A 19,051-nucleotide genomic window follows, 5' to 3' on the forward strand; every position below is an offset into this window, starting at 1 on the left:
TTTTTTGAAAATATATAAAATGACAAAAGAAAGATGTTATGAATTAGTTAATGGGTATAGGAACGAATAAAAAAATGCGCTGCATACAAGCAACGCATTTTTTATATTTAAGCTTTTAATTTCATTACAGTGTCAGCATCAGGTGTTACATATACGGTTTGTTGGTTGTCGTACGTAACAAAACCAAGTTTTGCACCACTCGGTTTTTTCACATGGCGTATTTTTGTGAAATCAACAGGTACAGAGCTAGACTCTTTTGCTTTACTGTAATAAGCGGCAATTTTTGCAGCTTCTAGTAAAGTTTCTTCAGCTGGTTCTAAAGAACGAATGACAACGTGAGAGCCTGGTATGTCTTTCGTATGTAACCAAATTTCATCACGACGGGCAAATTTTGTTGTTAAATAATCATTTTGCTTATTGTTTTTACCGACGAAAATTTCAGTGCCGTCACTAGCCAAGTATCTATCTAATACTGGTTTAGTTGGTTTTTTCTTTGCGTTTTTCGTTTTACGATTGCGCATATAACCTTCTTCAGCTAATTCCTCGCGAATTTCTTCAATATCTTTTGAAGAAGCAGCTTCCATTTGTTGAAGTAAGCTATCAAAATAAAGAATTTCTTCATTTGTTTTTTTGATTTGTTCTTCTACAACAACAACTGAATTTTTTGCTTTTTGGTACTTTTGGAAATAACGTTGCGCATTGTCAGATGGTGTTTTTAAAGGATCTAATGTGATCTTTACAGTTCCACCATTTTCATCGTAATAGTTAACGACTTCAATATCTTTATCACCTTTTTTTAAAGCATACATATTGGCTGTAAGTAGTTCTCCAAAAAGTTGATATTTATCTGCTTTTCCAGCATCTTGTAACGTCTTTTCAAGTTTAATAAGTTTCTTCTCGTTTTTATTTTTTTCGTTTTGCATAAAGCGCTCTAAATCATGAGCTTGTTGTTTTACACGGTCACGCTCTGCTTTACCGAAGAAGAAGCGATCTAACAATTCACTTACGGATGAGAATGTTTTTTCTTCTCCTTGCAAGTGTGTAAGAGGGAAAAGATAAAAGAATTCTTTCCCGTTTGCAGTAATCATTGCTGGTGTATATGTATGAGTAAGTAATGGTTTTTGTATGGAGAAAAATGCTTCAGATAAAGCTTTTTCATTTACCATACCTGCAGTTTTCACTACTTCTTTTGCGAATAACGGCGATATTCCCGTAAAAGTGCCGACAAGCTGTTTATCCATATTTCCAGATAGAAAGTCCAGCGGTCTAATAAATTCATCATCCGTTTCAATCTGAAGTGGGTTAATTTTATGTTGTGCGGGCGGTGCAACGTATTCAGCGCCAGCATATACCGTTCGATGACGGTTTACGGCTAACGAAACGTGTTTTAAGCTATCTAAAATAACGTTCGTTTTCGTGTCTAATAAGATGATGTTACTGTGTCGTCCCATTATTTCAATTACTAGTGTTTTTAGTGATTCATCACCAATTTCATTTCTGCTGCGCACTGTGATTTGAATAATACGTTCTAAATCAATTTGTTCAATTTTTTCAATGAACCCACCTTCTAAATGCTTACGGAGAAGCATACAGAACATTGGTGGAAGTGCAGGTGAATCGTAATTTTGATTTGTTAAGTGTAAACGTGCATATGTCGGATGAGCGGAAAGAATCAGTTTTTGATTTTTTCCGTTTGCTCGAATATGTAATAAAATTTCGTATTTTGAAGGTTGATATATTTTTGAAATTCTTCCCGTGTAAAGAGAATTTGCAATTTCATGTGTAATCGCTCTTGTAAATAATCCATCGAATGCCATGATTAAACACTCCTTTCTAACTAAAAGTTAATTATAGCATTTTTTTGGACGAGGCTGAATAAGCTTTCAATAGAGTATGTCTGGAATCAGGAGGTCGATAGCAGGATGAACTGGTATGGAATGCGGGCACATGAAGTAGAAGAAAGAACGAATACAAATGTGAAGGTTGGACTTACGGAGAAAGAAGCAGAGGGCCGAATCAAAAAATTTGGTACAAATGAATTAGATGAAGCAAAAAGGCCTTCGGCACTAATGGTGTTTTTAGCGCAATTTAAAGATTTTATGGTACTCGTTTTGTTTGGTGCAACAATAGTTTCTGCTTATTTAGGTGAATATATTGATTCTATCGCCATTGTTGCCATTGTTATTATCAATGGAATTCTAGGTTTTTTTCAAGAGAGAAAGGCCGAAAAATCATTGGAAGCCCTAAAGGAGTTAGCCGCCCCGCAAGTTACTGTGATGCGGAATGGAAAGTGGGTAAAGGCGCCATCTAAAGCGCTTGTTTTAGGTGATATTATTAAATTTTCCAGTGGAGATCGTATTGGGGCTGATGTACGTCTCGTTGAGGCATCGAGTTTATATATTGAAGAGTCTGCTTTGACAGGAGAGTCCGTACCAGTGCAAAAAAAGGTAGAAGCATTGCAAGGGCAAGAAATTGCAATTGGAGATCAAAAAAATATGGCTTTTATGGGTACGATGATTACGAGAGGATCTGGAACAGGGGTAGTTGTAGCAACTGGTATGAATACAGCGATGGGCCAAATTGCAAATATGTTGCAAAATGCAGAGCAAATGGAAACACCACTGCAAAGAAGATTAGAGCAACTTGGAAAAATATTAATTATTGTGGCTCTTATTTTGACAGCGCTCGTTGTATTAGCTGGTGTGTATCAAGGGAATGAAGTATATCATATGTTTTTAGCTGGCGTGTCGCTAGCTGTTGCTGCTATTCCAGAAGGATTACCAGCAATCGTTACAGTAGCGTTATCGCTTGGTGTACAGCGTATGATAAAAAAGAGAGCAATTGTAAGGAAGTTACCGGCAGTAGAAACGTTAGGCTGCGCTTCTGTCATATGCTCTGATAAAACAGGAACAATGACGCAAAACAAAATGATGGTAACACATATGTGGTCAGGTGGAGAGTTATGGAAAGTGACGGGGCAAGGATACGAACCTAATGGATCTTTTATGAAAGGTGAAAAAGAAGTTGATCCAGCTCGGACAAAATCACTTTATCAATTACTTACATTTGGTTCATTATGTAACAATGCAAATATTATTCAAAAGAAAAAGGCGTATGTATTAGATGGAGATCCAACAGAAGGAGCGCTTGTAGCTGCAGCAATGAAAGCAGGGATAACGCGTGAAGCGCTGAAAGGGAAATTTGAAATTATTCGTGAATTTCCATTTGATTCGACCCGAAAAATGATGAGTGTAATTGTGCGAGATCGAGAGGGGAAAAAGTTTGTGGTGACAAAAGGGGCGCCAGATGTCCTGTTGCAAATGAGCCAAACGATCTTATGGGCGGATAGGCAGCAACCATTAAGTGAGTTGTATAGAAAAGAAGTACAGGCGGCTATTCATAGTTTAGGCAGTCAAGCACTTCGAACAATTGCAGTTGCATTTAAGCCATTAAAAGCAACTGACTCTATTGAACATGAAAGAGACGTTGAAAAAGATTTTATGTTAGTTGGGATACAAGGAATGATTGATCCGCCAAGACCAGAGGTAGAACAGGCGGTAAAAGAGTGTAAAGAAGCTGGTATTCGAACAGTGATGATTACAGGAGATCATAAAGTGACAGCAATGGCGATTGCAGAACAATTAGGAGTTTTACCAACTGGTGGACGCGTTGTTGAAGGGGTAGAACTTGCGAATATGGATGTAGAGGAATTAGAAAATGTTGTAGAAGATACGTATGTATTTGCTCGTGTATCACCTGAACATAAATTGAAAATTGTTAAGGCGCTGCAAAATAAAGGACATATAGTAGCGATGACAGGTGATGGAGTGAACGATGCCCCAGCTATAAAAACAGCGGATATTGGGATAGCGATGGGAATTACAGGGACAGATGTTGCGAAAGAAGCATCTTCACTCGTTCTACTAGACGATAATTTTGCTACGATAAAATCAGCAATTAAAGAAGGTAGAAATATATACGAGAACATACGTAAGTTTATTCGATACTTATTAGCATCAAATGTTGGAGAAATCTTAGTTATGTTATTTGCAATGTTACTTGCGTTACCATTACCGATGGTTCCAATTCAAATTTTATGGGTGAATTTAGTGACTGACGGTTTACCAGCGATGGCATTAGGTCTGGATAAAGCTGAAGGAGATGTGATGAAGAGAACGCCGCGCCATCCGAAAGAAGGAGTATTTGCTAGAGGGCTTGCTTGGAAGATTATAAGTCGAGGATTTCTCATCGGGGCAGTGACGTTAGTGGCGTTTATTATTGCGTATAATCAACATCCAAATGAACTGAAATATGCACAAACCGTAGCATTTGCGACGTTGGTACTTGCGCAGCTTATTCATGTATTTGATTGCCGTAGTGAACATTCTGTCTTCCACCGCAATCCATTTGGGAACGTGTATTTAGTAGGAGCGGTTATCATTTCTTTACTGTTAATGCTAGTAGTTATATATTATCCACCGCTACAACCGATTTTTAGCACAATGCCAATACAGGCAAGAGATTGGTTGTTAATTGGAGGGTTGTCATCAATTCCGACTTTCTTACTAGTGGGATCTTTATTAACAGGGAAAAAAAGGGGAAAGAAAAAGCCGATATTATATAAGAAGGGATTAAACTTGAAATAGTCAATGATATGAAAATGTGATATAATTTACAGAAGGTAGTAGAGCCTTGTCTCTATTACCTTTTTCATTGAGTTATTTCATGGCTTGGATGTGATAAAAATGATTTGTAGCATGACAGGATTTGGAAGGGCGAAAGTTGAAAATGATACTTTTCAAATTACAGTAGAAATGAAATCGGTGAACCACCGTTTTCTAGAGATGAGTATTCGACTTCCGAAGCAAATGATGGTATTTGAAGACAAACTTCGTAAAATAATTGCAGAACAAGTTCGACGTGGGCGCATTGAAGTGTCTATTAGTATAACGGGTGAAGGGCTTGTTGAAAGAAAATTAAGTGTGAATTGGTCGCTTCTTGAGCAGTACCAATCGATTATGGAAGCTATAAAAGGAAAGTTTCAATTACAAGATTCTATTACACTTGAGCAGTTGATGGCAATGCCAGAAGTAACAGCGATTGAAGAAATAGAAAAAGTAAATGAACAATTCGAAAACAGTTTATATGAGGCTGTTCGTCAAGCTACTCATATGTTAAAAACGATGAGAGTTGGCGAAGGAGAACGATTACATAAAGATATAGCGTATCGTTTGCAAGAGATTCACAATTGTGTAGACGCAATTATTCCACATGCACCGATGGTTACACAAAAATATCGTGAACGATTAGAGAATCGCTTAAAAGAATTACATAATCAAGATCTGGATGAACAAAGATTGCTAACAGAAGTCGCAATGTTTGCAGAGCGTTGTGATATTCATGAGGAATTAGTTCGTTTGCAAAGTCATTTAGATCAATTTCGTGAAACACTGCAGATTGAAGAGCCTGTTGGAAGGAAAATGGACTTCATCGTGCAAGAGATGCATAGAGAAATTAATACGATTGGTTCTAAGGCAAATGACTTAACAATTTCAAAATATGTGGTAGAAATGAAAAATAACCTTGAAAAAATTCGTGAACAAGTACAAAATATTGAGTAGCTTTCAAAAAATATATAAAGTTATACGTGGTGGAGAAATCGGATAGACTTACTAGGAGGCGCAAACTATGGCCATGCGGTTTTTAAATATTGGATACGGAAATATTGTATCTGCTCATCGAATTATTGCTATTGTAAGTCCGGAGTCAGCTCCTATTAAACGAACAGTACAGGAAGCACGTGAACATAACGCTTTACTTGATGCTACGTATGGGAGAAAAACAAGGGCGGTTATTGTTATGGATGATGGGCATGTTGTATTAAGTCCAATTCAGCCAGAGACGATTGCACATCGTTTGAATAATAAAGAAGATTTAAGTGAGGAAGGGTAGGTTTTACATATTTATGAGAAGTAGAAGAGGATTGCTCATCGTTCTTTCAGGACCTTCTGGGGTTGGAAAAGGAACGGTTCGAAAAGAGCTGTTTAGCCATGAGGATACACGTTTTCAGTACTCTATTTCAGTAACGACACGTAAGCCACGTGAAGGTGAAGTAGACGGTGTGGATTATTTTTTTAAAGAGAGAGAAGAATTCGAGGAAATGATTCGTAATGAAAAATTACTTGAATGGGCTGAGTTCGTAGGTAATTATTACGGAACACCGATTGACTATGTTGAAAAAACATTACAAGAAGGAAAAGACGTATTCTTAGAAATTGAAGTGCAAGGAGCAATTCAAGTTAAGAAAGCTTTCCCAGAAGGTGTATTTATTTTCTTAGCACCTCCAAGTTTATCTGAGCTAAAGAACCGAATTGTCGGTCGTGGTACAGAAACTGAAGATGTTATTGAAAATCGTTTAACTGTAGCGAAAGAGGAAATCGAAATGATGGACGCTTACGACTATGTAGTAGAAAACGACCAAGTTGAATTGGCTTGTGAAAGAATTAAAGCAATTGTGGTTGGCGAACATTGCCGCCGCGAAAGAGTAGCAAAATATTATAAAGAAATGACGGAGGGTCTATAATTATGTTAAATCCATCAATTGATTCATTATTAACAAAAATCGATTCTAAATATACACTTGTAACAGTAGCTGCAAAGCGTGCGCGTGAAATGCAACTTGCTAATAATTGTGTGATTGAACAACCTGTTTCTCATAAATGTGTTGGTAAAGCATTAGAAGAAATCGATGCAGAAGTATTAAGCTACGTACCAAGTGAAGATAGAGTAGCTGAATAAGACTTTGTCTTCGACAATTTAAAACATAGACTTTATAATTTTCTATGTAACGGTAACAACCTATTTACAAGTAGGTTGTTATTTTTTTACGGTAGGATGAAATATTGGTACTGACGAGCTGAAAATTCTATTTCGGTATTATAAGTTTGAAAAAGAAAGAGGACGAGTCATATGCTAAAAGGGAAAAAGCTACTTCTATGTGTAACAGGAGGCATTGCGGTCTTTAAAGCGGCTGCGTTAACGAGTAAATTGACACAAGCTGGTGCTATTGTAAAAGTAATGATGAGTGAGTCAGCAATGAAGTTTGTTACACCTCTTACATTCCAAGCACTTTCTCGCCATGATGTATATACGGATACATTCGATGAGAAAGACTCAGCTGTTATTGCTCATATCGATTTAGCAGATTGGGCAGATGTTGTACTTGTTGCACCTGCTACAGCCAATTGTATTGGAAAGTTAGCTAACGGTATTGCAGATGATATGATTACAACTACTTTGTTAGCTACTACAGCCCCAGTGTGGATTGCACCTGCTATGAATGTGCATATGTATGAAAATAAAATTGTTCAAAAAAATATGATGACGTTAAAAACGTTAGGGTATACATTTATTGAGCCTGGAGAAGGTTTTTTAGCGTGTGGTTATGTAGCGAAGGGAAGATTAGAAGAACCTGAAGCGATTATTGCACGGTTAGAAGAGGCTTTTTCAGAACAAAAACCACTGCAAGGAAAAAGAATATTAATAACTGCTGGCCCAACTCGTGAAAAGATTGATCCAGTCCGTTTTATGACCAATTTTTCTTCTGGAAAAATGGGATATGCGATTGCGGAAGTGGCAGCGAACTTAGGCGCTGAAGTCATACTTGTTTCGGGACCGACAGCATTAAATCCACCATTGCATGTAACTACAATGCAAGTGGAATCTGCACAAGATATGTTAGAGGCAGTTATTCAACATTATCAAAACGTAGATGTTGTCATTAAAACAGCAGCAGTTGCAGATTATCGTCCGAAATATGTTCATGATAATAAAATGAAAAAGAAAAATGGCGATGCTGTAATTGAACTTGAGAGAACAGTAGATATTTTAAAAACGTTAGGTGAAATGAAGGACAAGCAGTTACTTATCGGTTTTGCGGCTGAAACGACAAACGTAGAGGAATACGCAACGAAAAAATTGCGTGAGAAAAATGCGAATATGATTGTTGCGAATGATGTAAAGGCGCAAGGAGCTGGATTTGGTACAGATACGAATATTGTAACAATGTATAGAAAAGATGGAGAAGTTATTGAGTTGCCACTTTTAACGAAGAAAGAGGTTGCTCGTGAAATATTAAAGCAAATCGAAATGATGCTGGAAGATGATCGTTTATGAAATTTGCAAGTGTAATTGTTGATGTACCTGCTCGTCAGACAGATCGCCCATTTGATTATATTATCCCTAGAAAATGGGAAGATATTGTCCAGACAGGAATGCGTGTAGTTGTTCCGTTCGGCCCAAGGAAATTGCAAGGATTTATTATTGGGATTAAAGATTCTGTTGACGTAGAAAGTAAGAAACTAAAAACAATCCATGAAATATTGGACGTAACACCGGTTTTAAATGAGGAATTATTAAAGCTTGGGTATTGGCTTACAAGTGAAACGTTATGTTATATGATTTCAGCTTTTCAAGTAATGCTTCCGACGGCGATTAAAGCAACATATAAAAAGCGTCTACAACTTCGTGAAAAAGAAACAGTAGCATCTGAAATACTGTTTTTATTTCAGGACAAGGAAGCGATAGATTGGGAAGCAATTGAGACGCAGCCACATTTATACCGCACTATTCAACAAGAAATTAAAAAGGGCACGATTGAAGTCGTCTATCAAGTGAAGGATAAAGTGCAGAAGAAGAAACAAAGGGTAGTTCAGCCGGAGTTGCCAGAAGATAAATTGGAATTAGCGGCATTTGAACTGAAAAGTAAAAAACAACAAGATGTACTCTATTATTTTGTGGAAAATTATAAAAGTGTACCGTTGAAAGTGATAACAGAAGAATTACAAATAACAGATGCCCCAATAAAAGCACTTGTTAAAAAGGGGCTAATCTCAGAAAAGTATGTGGAAGTATACCGGAATCCGTATGACGATGATGATTTTGAACAAACGAAACCATTTCCACTTACTGAGGAACAAAAACAAGTCATTACACCGATTTTATCATCAATTACAAATGAAACTTACAATCCATTTTTACTATATGGTGTTACAGGAAGTGGAAAGACAGAAGTGTACTTACAATCTATAGCAGCAGTGCTCGAGAAAGGGAAAGAAGCTATTGTACTTGTTCCTGAAATTGCGCTAACGCCTCAAATGGTAGATCGTTTTAAAGGCAGATTTGGCTCACAAGTTGCAGTTCTTCATAGTGCGCTGTCTGTTGGAGAAAAATATGATGAATGGCGTAAGATTTTAAGAAAAGAAGTGAAAGTCGTAGTTGGTGCGCGTTCAGCTGTTTTTGCGCCTTTTGAAAATTTAGGAATTATTATTATCGATGAAGAACATGAATCGAGTTATAAGCAAGAAGATAATCCGCGGTATCATGCAAGAGATGTAGCTGTGTGGAGAGGACAATATCATAAATGTCCTATCGTTCTTGGTAGCGCAACACCGACGCTTGAATCGTTTGCAAGAGCAAAGAAAGGTGTTTATGAACTACTAACGATGGAAAAACGCATGAATGAACAAGCTTTACCAACTGTAGAGATTGTTGACATGCGTGAGGAACTTCGTGATGGGAACCGATCAATGTTTTCCAAGGCATTGCATGAAAAAATAGCAGATCGATTAGAAAAGAAAGAACAAATGGTACTCTTTTTAAATAGAAGAGGTCATTCTACATTTGTTATGTGTCGTGATTGCGGGTATGTTGTACAATGTCCGCATTGTGATATTTCGCTGACATATCATAAAATGAACCATCGTTTAAAATGTCATTATTGCAGTTACGAAGAGAATATGCCATCTGCGTGTCCTGCTTGTCAAAGTACATATATTCGTTTCTTTGGTACAGGTACACAAAAGGTAGAAGAAGAAATTACAAAACTATTTCCTGAGGCGAGAGTTATTCGAATGGATGTAGATACGACAAGCCGTAAAGGAATGCATGAAAAATTATTAAAGGCGTTTGGGGAAGAAAAGGCAGATATATTACTTGGAACACAAATGATTGCTAAAGGATTAGACTTTCCGAAAGTAACGCTCGTTGGAGTTTTAACTGCAGATACGATGCTGCACCTACCTGATTTTCGGGCGAGTGAAAAGACGTATCAGTTATTGACGCAAGTGAGTGGACGAGCGGGTAGACATGAATTGCCAGGGGAAGTTGTAATTCAAACATACACACCGGAGCATTACAGTATTGAGTTAGCAAAACAACAGCAATATGATATATTTTTCGATCACGAAATGCAAATGAGACGAATGAGGCAATACCCACCTTATTACTATGTTGTACTTGTAACTGTATCTCATCCGGAATTATTAAAGGCAGTGCAAGTGACGGAAAAGATTGTCGGTCAATTACGAATGCATTGCACGCAGCAGACGATGGTATTAGGACCAGTTGCTTCAGCAATTCCAAGGATAAAAGATAGATATCGTTATCAATGCATGATAAAATACAAACGGGAACCAAACTTAAAGAACGTGCTCAAAATGGTAAATGAACATTATCAAGCAGAAATGCAAAAAGAGCTACAAATCTCAATTGATTTTAATCCAACAATGTTAATGTAGCGGAGGGAAATATGGCAGTTTTAGAAATAGTAAAGCATCCAAATGAAGTGTTAGAAACACCATGTGAAAGAGTAATTAACTTTGATAAAAAGTTGGTAAAATTGTTAAAAGATATGCATGAAACAATGCTAATTGCGGATGGAGTTGGTTTAGCTGCGCCTCAAGTAGGTGTAAGCTTGCAAGTAGCGGTAGTTGATATTGGTGATGATACGGGAAAAATCGAGTTAATCAATCCAGCCATCCTAGAAAAACGTGGTGAACAAGTAGGTCCCGAAGGCTGTTTAAGCTTCCCGGGACTTTATGGTGAAGTGGAGCGTGCGGATTATATTAAAGTAAGAGCGCAAAATCGTCGTGGTAAAGTATTTTTATTAGAAGCGGAAGGTTTTTTAGCGCGTGCCATTCAACATGAAATCGATCATTTACACGGTGTATTATTTACATCTAAAGTGACGAGATATTACGAAGAAAACGAATTAGAATAGGCATTAAAGGAGCGGTTTTTGAATGATAAAAGTTGTATTTATGGGAACACCGGACTTTTCAGTGCCGGTGCTTCGTCGTCTTATCGAAGATGGTTATGATGTAGTAGGTGTTGTGACACAACCCGATCGTCCAGTCGGTAGAAAAAAAGTATTAACACCTACACCTGTTAAAGTTGAAGCAGAAAAACACGGTATTCCGGTGTTACAACCGTTAAAAATTCGTGAAAAAGACGAATATGAAAAAGTATTGGCATTAGAACCAGATTTAATTGTAACAGCTGCGTTCGGTCAAATTGTACCAAATGAAATTTTAGAGTCACCAAAGTATGGATGTATTAATGTCCATGCCTCTTTACTTCCAGAACTTCGTGGTGGTGCACCGATTCATTATGCAATTATGGAAGGTAAGGAAAAAACAGGTATTACAATTATGTATATGGTAGAAAAATTGGATGCTGGTGATATTTTAACGCAAGTGGAAGTGGAAATTGACGAGCGTGAAACGACAGGCTCATTATTTGATAAGTTAAGTGAAGCTGGGTCACACCTTCTATCTAAAACAGTACCGTTATTAATTCAAGGTAAGTTAGAACCAATCAAACAAAACGAAGAAGAAGTAACGTTTGCATATAATATAAAACGTGAGCAAGAGAAAATTGATTGGACAAAAACAGGTGAGGAAGTATACAATCACATTCGCGGATTGAATCCATGGCCAGTTGCTTATACGACTTTAGCAGGACAAGTTGTTAAAGTATGGTGGGGAGAAAAAGTACCCGTAACGGAAGCGGCTGAAGCAGGAACGATTGTTGCGATCGAAGAAGATGGTTTTGTTGTAGCAACTAGCAATGAAACGGGTGTTAAAATTACTGAGTTGCAACCTTCTGGTAAAAAGCGTATGAGTTGTTCGCAATTTTTACGTGGCACAAAACCTGAAATTGGAACGAAGTTAGGAGAAAATGAATGAGACAAAATGTTCGTGAGTTAGCTCTTGATGGTTTAATTCAAGTAGAAAAAAGTGGTGCATATAGCAACTTACTTTTAAATAATTTAATCGAAAAAAGTTCAATTGATCGAAAAGATATTGGTTTATTAACTGAAATTGTATACGGGACGATTCAACGTCGTGATACATTAGATTATTATTTACAACCTTTTTTAAAAAAGAAGGTTGAGGCATGGGTAAGGGTATTGCTTCGTTTATCGTTATATCAAATGATCTATTTAGACCGAGTACCAGAAAGAGCGGTTATTCATGAAGCAGTTGAGATTGCAAAGCGCCGTGGGCATAAAGGGATTGCTGGTATGGTGAACGGTGTATTACGTTCGATTCAAAGGGAAGGTGTACCTTCTTTAGAAGAAATCAAGGATCCAGTAGAACGTCTTGCAATTGCAACGAGTCATCCAGTTTGGCTTGTACAAGAGTGGGCTTCAGAATATGATTTAGAAACTGCAGGAAAAATGTGTGAAGTAAACATGTTACCGCCTGTACCAACAGCACGTGTAAATGTTGATAAAGTAACAGTAGAAGAAGCGGTTGAGTTATTGGCAAGTGAAGGTATAGAAGCAAAACGTGGTGATTTGTCAGAAGATGCAATTCAAATTGAAAGAGGGAATATAGCGCATACAGATGCGTTCAAAAAAGGTTTTCTTTCTATTCAAGATGAAAGCTCTATGCTTGTAGCACGTGCTTTAGAACCGAATGAGGGAGATGTAGTTCTAGATAGTTGTGCTGCTCCGGGCGGAAAAACAACGCATATCGCAGAGCGACTAAAAGGAACTGGTAAGGTCATGTCTCTTGATTTACATGCACACAAAGTGCGTTTAATTAAACAACAAGCAGATCGACTTGGTCTAGAAAATGTAGAAACAAAGGCATTAGATGCTAGAAAGGTGCAAGAGCACTTTGCTAATGAAACGTTTGATAAAATATTAGTAGATGCACCATGTTCTGGATTTGGTGTAATTAGACGTAAACCTGATATTAAGTTAGGAAAAGATAAAGGCGATAGTGAAAGATTATCGACGATTCAACTTGCCATACTAGAAAAAATAGCACCGTTATTAAAACAAGGTGGTCGCCTTGTTTATAGTACGTGTACAATTGAAAAAATAGAAAATGAACAAGTAATAGAGCGATTTTTACAAGAGAATCCTGAATTTGAGTGGGATACTACGATAAAAGAGCGTATGCCAGAAAAGTTAAGTCCGTATATTGATGAAGGTCAAGTACAAATTTTACCGCATTATTTTGCAACAGATGGCTTTTATATTGCTTGTTTAAGGAAGAAGGTGTAGCATCATGGAAACGACTGTAAGAAAACAAAAGAAAAATGTAGAAACGAAAAAACCATCAATTTACTCATTACAACTTCATGAAATGCAAGATTGGTTAAAGGAACAAGGAGAACCGAAGTTCCGCGCTGGACAAATTTTTGACTGGTTATATAAAAAACGCGTAAAAAATTATGAGGATATGTCAAACCTTTCTAAAGGATTGCGTGATAAATTGTCGAATTCCTTTGATATTACTACATTAAACACGTTAGTAAAACAAACGTCTTCGGATGGGACAATTAAATTCTTATTCCAGTTATATGATGGATATTCTATTGAAACGGTATTAATGCGACATGAATATGGAAATTCTATTTGCGTAACAACGCAAGTTGGTTGTCGTATTGGATGTACGTTCTGTGCTTCTACACTTGGTGGATTAAAACGAAACCTAGAAGCTGGAGAAATCGTAGCGCAAGTAGTAGAGGTGCAACGTGCGCTTGATGAAACATCCGAACGTGTAAGCTCTCTTGTTGTTATGGGAATTGGAGAACCATTTGATAACTACGATAACTTAATGGGCTTTTTACGCATCACTAACCATGAAAAAGGTCTTCATATCGGTGCGAGACATATGACAGTTTCGACGAGTGGAATTATCCCGAAAATTTATAAGTTCGCTGAAGAAGATTTACAAATTAATTTTGCGATTTCATTGCATGCTCCAAATTCAGAGTTACGTTCAAAATTAATGCCGATTAACCGTGCTTATAAGCTACCTGATTTAATGGAAGCTATTAAATACTATGTAAATAGAACAGGGCGTCGTATTACATTTGAATATGGATTATTTGGAGGAGAAAACGACCAAGTTGAGCACGCTGAAGAACTTGCTGCGCTCTTAAAAGGTGTAAAATGTCATGTGAACTTAATTCCGGTAAACTACGTACCTGAACGTGATTATGTACGAACACCACGTGAGCAAATTTTCTTATTTGAAAAGACGCTAAAAGATCGTGGAGTGAATGTAACAATTCGCCGTGAACAAGGTCATGATATTGATGCTGCCTGCGGTCAGTTGCGTGCGAAGGAGCGCAAAGAAGAGACGAGGTGACGAGATGAAAGCCGTGTTTCTATCAGATAAAGGAAAAGTTCGTCAACATAATGAAGATAGTGCAGGAGTTTTTCACAATTTAGATGGAAATATTTTAGCGGTAGTAGCAGATGGAATGGGGGGGCATCGAGCTGGTGATGTAGCTAGCTCGATGGCCATTCAATTATTCCATGATTATTGGAAGCAAACGCATAATATGAATGAGCCGAAAAAAGTAGAAGAGTGGTTACATACTAGTGTTGGAATTATTAATGAACGTATTTATGAATATTCTAAACAACATGTAGAATGTAATGGCATGGGAACAACAGTTATCATAGCAATTTGCACGCCTAATTTTGTAACAATTGGCCATATAGGAGATAGTCGTTGTTATATGGTATCAGAGGGAGAGATATCGCTTGTAACGGAAGATCATTCTCTTGTAAATGAACTTGTGAGACATGGTGAAATTTCAAGGGAAGATGCAGAATATCACCCGAAAAAGAATGTTTTGTTGAGGGCATTGGGAACAGAAGAGAAAGTCGGATTAGATGTTAAAACATTGGTGTTAGAGGAAGATGATCAATTACTTCTTTGCTCTGATGGATTATCTAATAAAGTTTCCATTGCTGATATGAAACAAATTTTACAGTTAAATGAACAACTTGAAGTTAAGGGACAACGTCTCATTCAATTGGCAAATGATCGTGGCGGAGAAGATAATATCACCCTTGTTCTTATTGATTATGCGGATTCGACAAACGAAAGTAGGTGAAGTGCAACGTGCTGATTGGAAAACGCTTAAATGACCGTTATAAGCTACTAAAAATGATTGGTGGCGGAGGAATGGCCAATGTATATTTAGCTCATGATGACATACTCGGCCGAGATGTAGCGGTAAAGATATTAAGACTCGACTATTCAAACAATGAAGAGTTTATTAAGCGTTTCCATCGAGAAGCGCAATCTGTTACAACGTTGTCGCATCCAAATATTGTGAATATGTATGATGTTGGGGAAGAGGATGGTATATATTATCTTGTAATGGAATATGTACCTGGACAAACATTGAAGCAATACATAACAGAGCGAGGGATGTTACCTATAGGAGAGGCTCTTGATATAATGGAGCAGTTAACATCCGCCATGGCACACGCCCATCATTTTGAAATTGTGCATCGTGATATAAAACCGCACAATATTTTAATTCGAGCTGATGGAGTAATAAAAGTAACAGATTTTGGAATTGCGACAGCTACAAGTGCAACAACAATTACACATACAAATTCAGTACTCGGTTCGGTGCATTACTTATCACCAGAACAAGCACGCGGCGGGATAGCAAATAAACAATCAGATATTTATTCCCTAGGAATTGTTATGTTTGAGTTGTTAACAGGAAGACAACCGTTTTCTGGCGAATCTGCTGTTGCTATAGCTTTAAAACATTTACAAAGTGAAATTCCGTCTCCAAAAAGATGGAATGAAAATATTCCGCAAAGTGTCGAAAATATTATATTAAAGGCAACTGCGAAAGATCCGTTTCATCGATATCAATCTGCTAATGCGATGAAACGAGATATTGAAACTGCACTATATCCAGAGAGGATAAATGAGCAACCATTTTACATACCGGAAGATATGGAAGCGACAAAAGCGATTCCGATTATTCAACAGGAACAATTATTCGAAAATGTAACTGATGAAACAATTGTCTTAAAGGGAAGTAAAGTGGATGAACAGACAAGAAAAGAAGATGCAGATTTAAATAAGAAGAAAAAACGAAGTAGTAAATGGCTCAAAATTTTAATTACTACATTTTTACTTTTAGCGATTGGAATAACGTTAGCGCTTACTGTTATTCCGGGATTCTTTATTCCGAAAGATGTAAAAGTCCCTGATGTGGCTGGTATGAAGTATACGACAGCAGTAAATACGTTAGTTGAAAAGGGTTTTGAGGTTACGGAACCTAATATTGTATATACAGATGATGTTGAATCCGGGGATGTCATAAAAACAGACCCTGTGGCAGGAAGAGTTGTAAAGGAAAACTCTAAAATTACTATCTATCAATCAGGTGGAAAAAAGAAAAGTAAGATGAGTGATCTCACAGGAAAAGATTTTGAGAGTATAAGGTCTGAATTAGAAGAAAAATATAAACATGTTACAATAAATTATATTGAAAATGATAGGCCAAAAGGTGAAATCGTTGAGCAAATTCCGACGCCGGATCAAATGGTAGTAGAAGAGGAACAAGAACTGAAAATTTGGGTAAGTAAAGGTCCTTATCAAATTAGACCAGGTGATTTTTCGGGATGGACTGAAAATAGCGTAAATGGTTATTTGAATGAGAGAAAACTAACTCCAGATATAAAACGAGAGTATTCCGATACTGTTGATAAAGGACTTGTAATTTCGCAATCTCCAAAACCAGGAACACCGTTAAAAGAAGGAGATAAAGTGACGATTATCATCTCGGAGGGTCCTAAGCCGAAAGTAACGAAAACAGTGAAAGTGGATAATATTTCTATTCCGTATGAATCTTCTATAATAGGTGAGAAAAAACCGCAAACGATAGAAATTTATAAAGAAGATATGCAACAAAAAATGGATAGACCAATTGAAACTAGAACGATTACAGAGTCGGCAACGATTTCTTTAGAATTTATCATCCAAGAAGGTACAAAGGGACACTATAAAATCGTAAGAGATGGAGTTACGATTATTGACAATGAAGTACCATATCCAACTCAATAATAGTGATCGCTTTCTATAAAGAAATATGATGTATTACTCTTGCCTGTTATGCTATCTACAATGTGGATGGTATAACAGGCAAAAATATATGATTCAAAAAGTTATAAAGGTGATACTGTTATAAATAATATGTCGAATTTGATGGTAGATTAAATATAGTAACCTTGGTGTAGATTTGATGGGTTTGAAATGATTATTTAAAGAATTCTAGTCCATTCAATATTAGTGACAGCTTCACTTTATACAAAATAAAGGAGAATTATATGCCAGAAGGAAAAATTATAAAAGCTCTAAGTGGGTTTTATTATGTGCAGCATGAAGAAGGAATTACACAATGTCGCGGGCGTGGTGTATTTAGAAAGAATAAAATTACGCCACTTGTAGGAGACCAAGTCGTTTTTCAAGCAGATAATCCGAGTGAAGGATACGTGCTTGAAGTATTTGATCGAAAAAACGAACTTGTGAGACCTCCTATTGCTAATGTTGATCAAGCGATTCTCGTTTTCTCTGCAGTAGAACCAGATTTTAATCCCGGATTGTTAGATCGATTTTTAGTGCTGATTGAATATCATAACATTAAGCCGATTATCTGTATTAGTAAGATGGATTTAGTGGATGAAAAAATGAGAGAGACTGTTGAATCGTATGCAAATGACTATCGTGAAATGGGATATGATGTATTATTTACTTCTATAAATACATCGGAAAGTATTGATATTTTAAAACCATTTTTAGAAGGTTGTGTTTCTGTCGTTGCAGGGCAATCTGGTGTTGGAAAATCTTCAATGCTTAACGTTTTACGTCCAGAGTTAGAACTGAAAACGAATGATATTTCCTCGCACTTAGGACGCGGGAAACATACGACAAGACACGTGGAATTAATTGCGATTGGAAGTGGACTAGTTGCAGATACACCTGGTTTTAGTTCACTTGATTTCATAGATATAGAGGTAGAAGATCTTACATATTGTTTTCCAGAGTTGAAAGAAGCGAGCCAATACTGTAAATTTAGAGGGTGTACACATCTTTCTGAACCGAAATGTGCTGTAAAGGCAGCGGTTGAAGAGGGGAAAATTACAGAATATCGTTATAAGAATTACAAACAATTCGTAGAAGAAATTAGAGAGAGAAAGCCGAGGTATTAGTTATGATTAAAATTGCACCATCGATCTTATCAGCAGATTTTTCAAAATTAGGGGAAGAGATTAAAGATGTAGAAAAAGGCGGAGCAGATTACATTCACATCGATGTAATGGATGGACATTTCGTACCAAACATTACAATTGGACCATTAATTGTAGAAGCTATCCGTCCGATTACATCGTTACCGTTAGATGTACATTTAATGATTGAAAATCCTGATAATTATATCCCGACTTTCGCAAAAGCGGGAGCGGATATTATTACTGTTCATGTAGAAGCTTGTCCTCATCTGCATCGTACAATTCAGTTAATTAAATCTCATGGTATTAAGGCGGGAGTTGTATTAAACCCTCATACGCCAGTTTCAACGATTGAGCATGTATTAGAAGATATCGATATGGTATTACTTATGACAGTAAACCCTGGATTTGGTGGACAGAAATTTATCCATTCTGTATTACCGAAAATTAAACAAGTTGCAGAAATGGTTAAAGAGCGCAATCTAGAAGTAGAAATTGAAGTTGATGGTGGTGTGAACGCTGAAACAGCAAGACTTTGTATCGAAGCAGGAGCAAATGTACTTGTAGCTGGATCAGCAGTATACAATCAAAAAGACCGCGGTGAAGCAATTCGTGTCATTCGTGGATAATGAATGAACGAATCTTTATCCTAGTGAAGCTTTTAGTTCAGTAAGCTTTCACTATTTACAAAGGGTAGAG

The 19,051-nt window shown here is 37.0% G+C and carries 16 protein-coding genes; 15 read left to right on the forward strand and 1 reads right to left on the reverse strand.

Features of this window, described 5'->3' with window-relative positions:
* Positions 1-107: 107 nt before the first annotated feature.
* Positions 108-1,817: an Rqc2 family fibronectin-binding protein gene (locus DN410_RS17970; protein WP_149177488.1), complete on the reverse strand. Its 1,710-nt coding sequence runs from the start codon at positions 1,815-1,817 to the stop codon at positions 108-110.
* A gap of 105 nt (positions 1,818-1,922) precedes the next feature.
* Between DN410_RS17970 and DN410_RS17975 the strand changes: the two genes are divergently transcribed.
* The 15 genes from DN410_RS17975 (at position 1,923) to rpe (ending at position 18,981) form a co-directional block, all read left to right on the forward strand.
* Positions 1,923-4,646 carry a calcium-translocating P-type ATPase, SERCA-type gene (locus DN410_RS17975; RefSeq protein ID WP_149177489.1) on the forward strand — a complete coding sequence of 908 codons (2,724 nt, stop codon included), beginning with the start codon at positions 1,923-1,925 and terminating at the stop codon, positions 4,644-4,646.
* Between the two features lie 99 nt (positions 4,647-4,745).
* The gene (locus tag DN410_RS17980) at positions 4,746-5,621 is read left to right on the forward strand and encodes a YicC/YloC family endoribonuclease (protein WP_149177490.1); all 876 of its coding nucleotides are present in this window, start codon (positions 4,746-4,748) and stop codon (positions 5,619-5,621) included.
* A 67-nt stretch (positions 5,622-5,688) separates the two neighbouring features.
* Positions 5,689-5,952 (forward strand): extracellular matrix/biofilm regulator RemA, encoded by a 264-nt coding sequence (gene remA / locus DN410_RS17985; protein ID WP_001251456.1) that lies wholly within the window; start codon positions 5,689-5,691, stop codon positions 5,950-5,952.
* Positions 5,953-5,965: 13 nt separating this feature from the next.
* Positions 5,966-6,583, forward strand: a complete 618-nt coding sequence (gene gmk / locus DN410_RS17990; RefSeq protein ID WP_001257740.1) for a guanylate kinase — start codon at positions 5,966-5,968, stop codon at positions 6,581-6,583.
* Positions 6,584-6,585: 2 nt separating this feature from the next.
* A complete protein-coding gene (gene rpoZ, locus DN410_RS17995; RefSeq protein ID WP_149177491.1) occupies positions 6,586-6,798 on the forward strand; it encodes a DNA-directed RNA polymerase subunit omega in 213 nt (70 codons plus the stop codon).
* 171 nt (positions 6,799-6,969) lie between these two features.
* Positions 6,970-8,175, forward strand: coding sequence for a bifunctional phosphopantothenoylcysteine decarboxylase/phosphopantothenate--cysteine ligase CoaBC (gene coaBC, locus DN410_RS18000; protein WP_149177492.1), 1,206 nt, complete (start codon positions 6,970-6,972; stop codon positions 8,173-8,175).
* A complete protein-coding gene (gene priA / locus DN410_RS18005) occupies positions 8,172-10,577 on the forward strand; it encodes a primosomal protein N' (RefSeq protein WP_149177493.1) in 2,406 nt (801 codons plus the stop codon). Before coaBC ends, priA begins: the two co-directional genes overlap by 4 nt.
* An 11-nt stretch (positions 10,578-10,588) precedes the next feature.
* Positions 10,589-11,059 carry a peptide deformylase gene (def, locus tag DN410_RS18010; RefSeq protein WP_000279467.1) on the forward strand — a complete coding sequence of 157 codons (471 nt, stop codon included), beginning with the start codon at positions 10,589-10,591 and terminating at the stop codon, positions 11,057-11,059.
* Between the two features lie 22 nt (positions 11,060-11,081).
* The gene (gene fmt, locus DN410_RS18015) at positions 11,082-12,026 is read left to right on the forward strand and encodes a methionyl-tRNA formyltransferase (protein WP_149177494.1); all 945 of its coding nucleotides are present in this window, start codon (positions 11,082-11,084) and stop codon (positions 12,024-12,026) included.
* On the forward strand, positions 12,023-13,357 hold the full coding sequence (gene rsmB, locus DN410_RS18020; RefSeq protein ID WP_149177495.1) for a 16S rRNA (cytosine(967)-C(5))-methyltransferase RsmB: 1,335 nt from the start codon (positions 12,023-12,025) through the stop codon (positions 13,355-13,357). The genes fmt and rsmB overlap by 4 nt, the downstream gene beginning before the upstream one ends.
* Before the next feature lie 4 nt (positions 13,358-13,361).
* On the forward strand, positions 13,362-14,450 hold the full coding sequence (gene rlmN / locus DN410_RS18025) for a dual-specificity RNA methyltransferase RlmN (protein ID WP_000450551.1): 1,089 nt from the start codon (positions 13,362-13,364) through the stop codon (positions 14,448-14,450).
* Positions 14,451-14,454: 4 nt separating this feature from the next.
* Positions 14,455-15,207 carry a Stp1/IreP family PP2C-type Ser/Thr phosphatase gene (locus DN410_RS18030; RefSeq protein ID WP_149177496.1) on the forward strand — a complete coding sequence of 251 codons (753 nt, stop codon included), beginning with the start codon at positions 14,455-14,457 and terminating at the stop codon, positions 15,205-15,207.
* 8 nt (positions 15,208-15,215) lie between these two features.
* Positions 15,216-17,189 carry a serine/threonine protein kinase PrkC gene (gene prkC, locus DN410_RS18035; protein WP_149177497.1) on the forward strand — a complete coding sequence of 658 codons (1,974 nt, stop codon included), beginning with the start codon at positions 15,216-15,218 and terminating at the stop codon, positions 17,187-17,189.
* Positions 17,190-17,452: 263 nt separating this feature from the next.
* Positions 17,453-18,334 (forward strand): ribosome small subunit-dependent GTPase A, encoded by an 882-nt coding sequence (rsgA, locus tag DN410_RS18040; RefSeq protein ID WP_071713221.1) that lies wholly within the window; start codon positions 17,453-17,455, stop codon positions 18,332-18,334.
* A gap of 2 nt (positions 18,335-18,336) precedes the next feature.
* On the forward strand, positions 18,337-18,981 hold the full coding sequence (gene rpe / locus DN410_RS18045; protein ID WP_149177498.1) for a ribulose-phosphate 3-epimerase: 645 nt from the start codon (positions 18,337-18,339) through the stop codon (positions 18,979-18,981).
* Positions 18,982-19,051 lie beyond the last annotated feature (70 nt).

Source organism: Bacillus sp. SH5-2, from assembly GCF_008368905.1.
Taxonomy (GTDB): Bacteria; Bacillota; Bacilli; order Bacillales; family Bacillaceae_G; genus Bacillus_A; species Bacillus_A luti.

Bases quoted from the DNA above. Each gene is read 5' to 3' on its own strand.
- rpoZ (WP_149177491.1), top strand. From the start codon at position 6,586: ATGTTAAATCCATCAATTGATTCATTATTAACAAAAATCGATTCTAAA.
- rlmN (WP_000450551.1), top strand. From the start codon at position 13,362: ATGGAAACGACTGTAAGAAAACAAAAGAAAAATGTAGAAACGAAAAAA.
- DN410_RS18030 (WP_149177496.1), top strand. From the start codon at position 14,455: ATGAAAGCCGTGTTTCTATCAGATAAAGGAAAAGTTCGTCAACATAAT.
- rsmB (WP_149177495.1), top strand. From the start codon at position 12,023: ATGAGACAAAATGTTCGTGAGTTAGCTCTTGATGGTTTAATTCAAGTA.
- def (WP_000279467.1), top strand. From the start codon at position 10,589: ATGGCAGTTTTAGAAATAGTAAAGCATCCAAATGAAGTGTTAGAAACA.
- remA (WP_001251456.1), top strand. From the start codon at position 5,689: ATGGCCATGCGGTTTTTAAATATTGGATACGGAAATATTGTATCTGCT.
- priA (WP_149177493.1), top strand. From the start codon at position 8,172: ATGAAATTTGCAAGTGTAATTGTTGATGTACCTGCTCGTCAGACAGAT.
- fmt (WP_149177494.1), top strand. From the start codon at position 11,082: ATGATAAAAGTTGTATTTATGGGAACACCGGACTTTTCAGTGCCGGTG.
- rsgA (WP_071713221.1), top strand. From the start codon at position 17,453: ATGCCAGAAGGAAAAATTATAAAAGCTCTAAGTGGGTTTTATTATGTG.
- DN410_RS17970 (WP_149177488.1), bottom strand. From the start codon at position 1,817: ATGGCATTCGATGGATTATTTACAAGAGCGATTACACATGAAATTGCA.
- coaBC (WP_149177492.1), top strand. From the start codon at position 6,970: ATGCTAAAAGGGAAAAAGCTACTTCTATGTGTAACAGGAGGCATTGCG.
- DN410_RS17980 (WP_149177490.1), top strand. From the start codon at position 4,746: ATGATTTGTAGCATGACAGGATTTGGAAGGGCGAAAGTTGAAAATGAT.
- DN410_RS17975 (WP_149177489.1), top strand. From the start codon at position 1,923: ATGAACTGGTATGGAATGCGGGCACATGAAGTAGAAGAAAGAACGAAT.
- gmk (WP_001257740.1), top strand. From the start codon at position 5,966: ATGAGAAGTAGAAGAGGATTGCTCATCGTTCTTTCAGGACCTTCTGGG.
- rpe (WP_149177498.1), top strand. From the start codon at position 18,337: ATGATTAAAATTGCACCATCGATCTTATCAGCAGATTTTTCAAAATTA.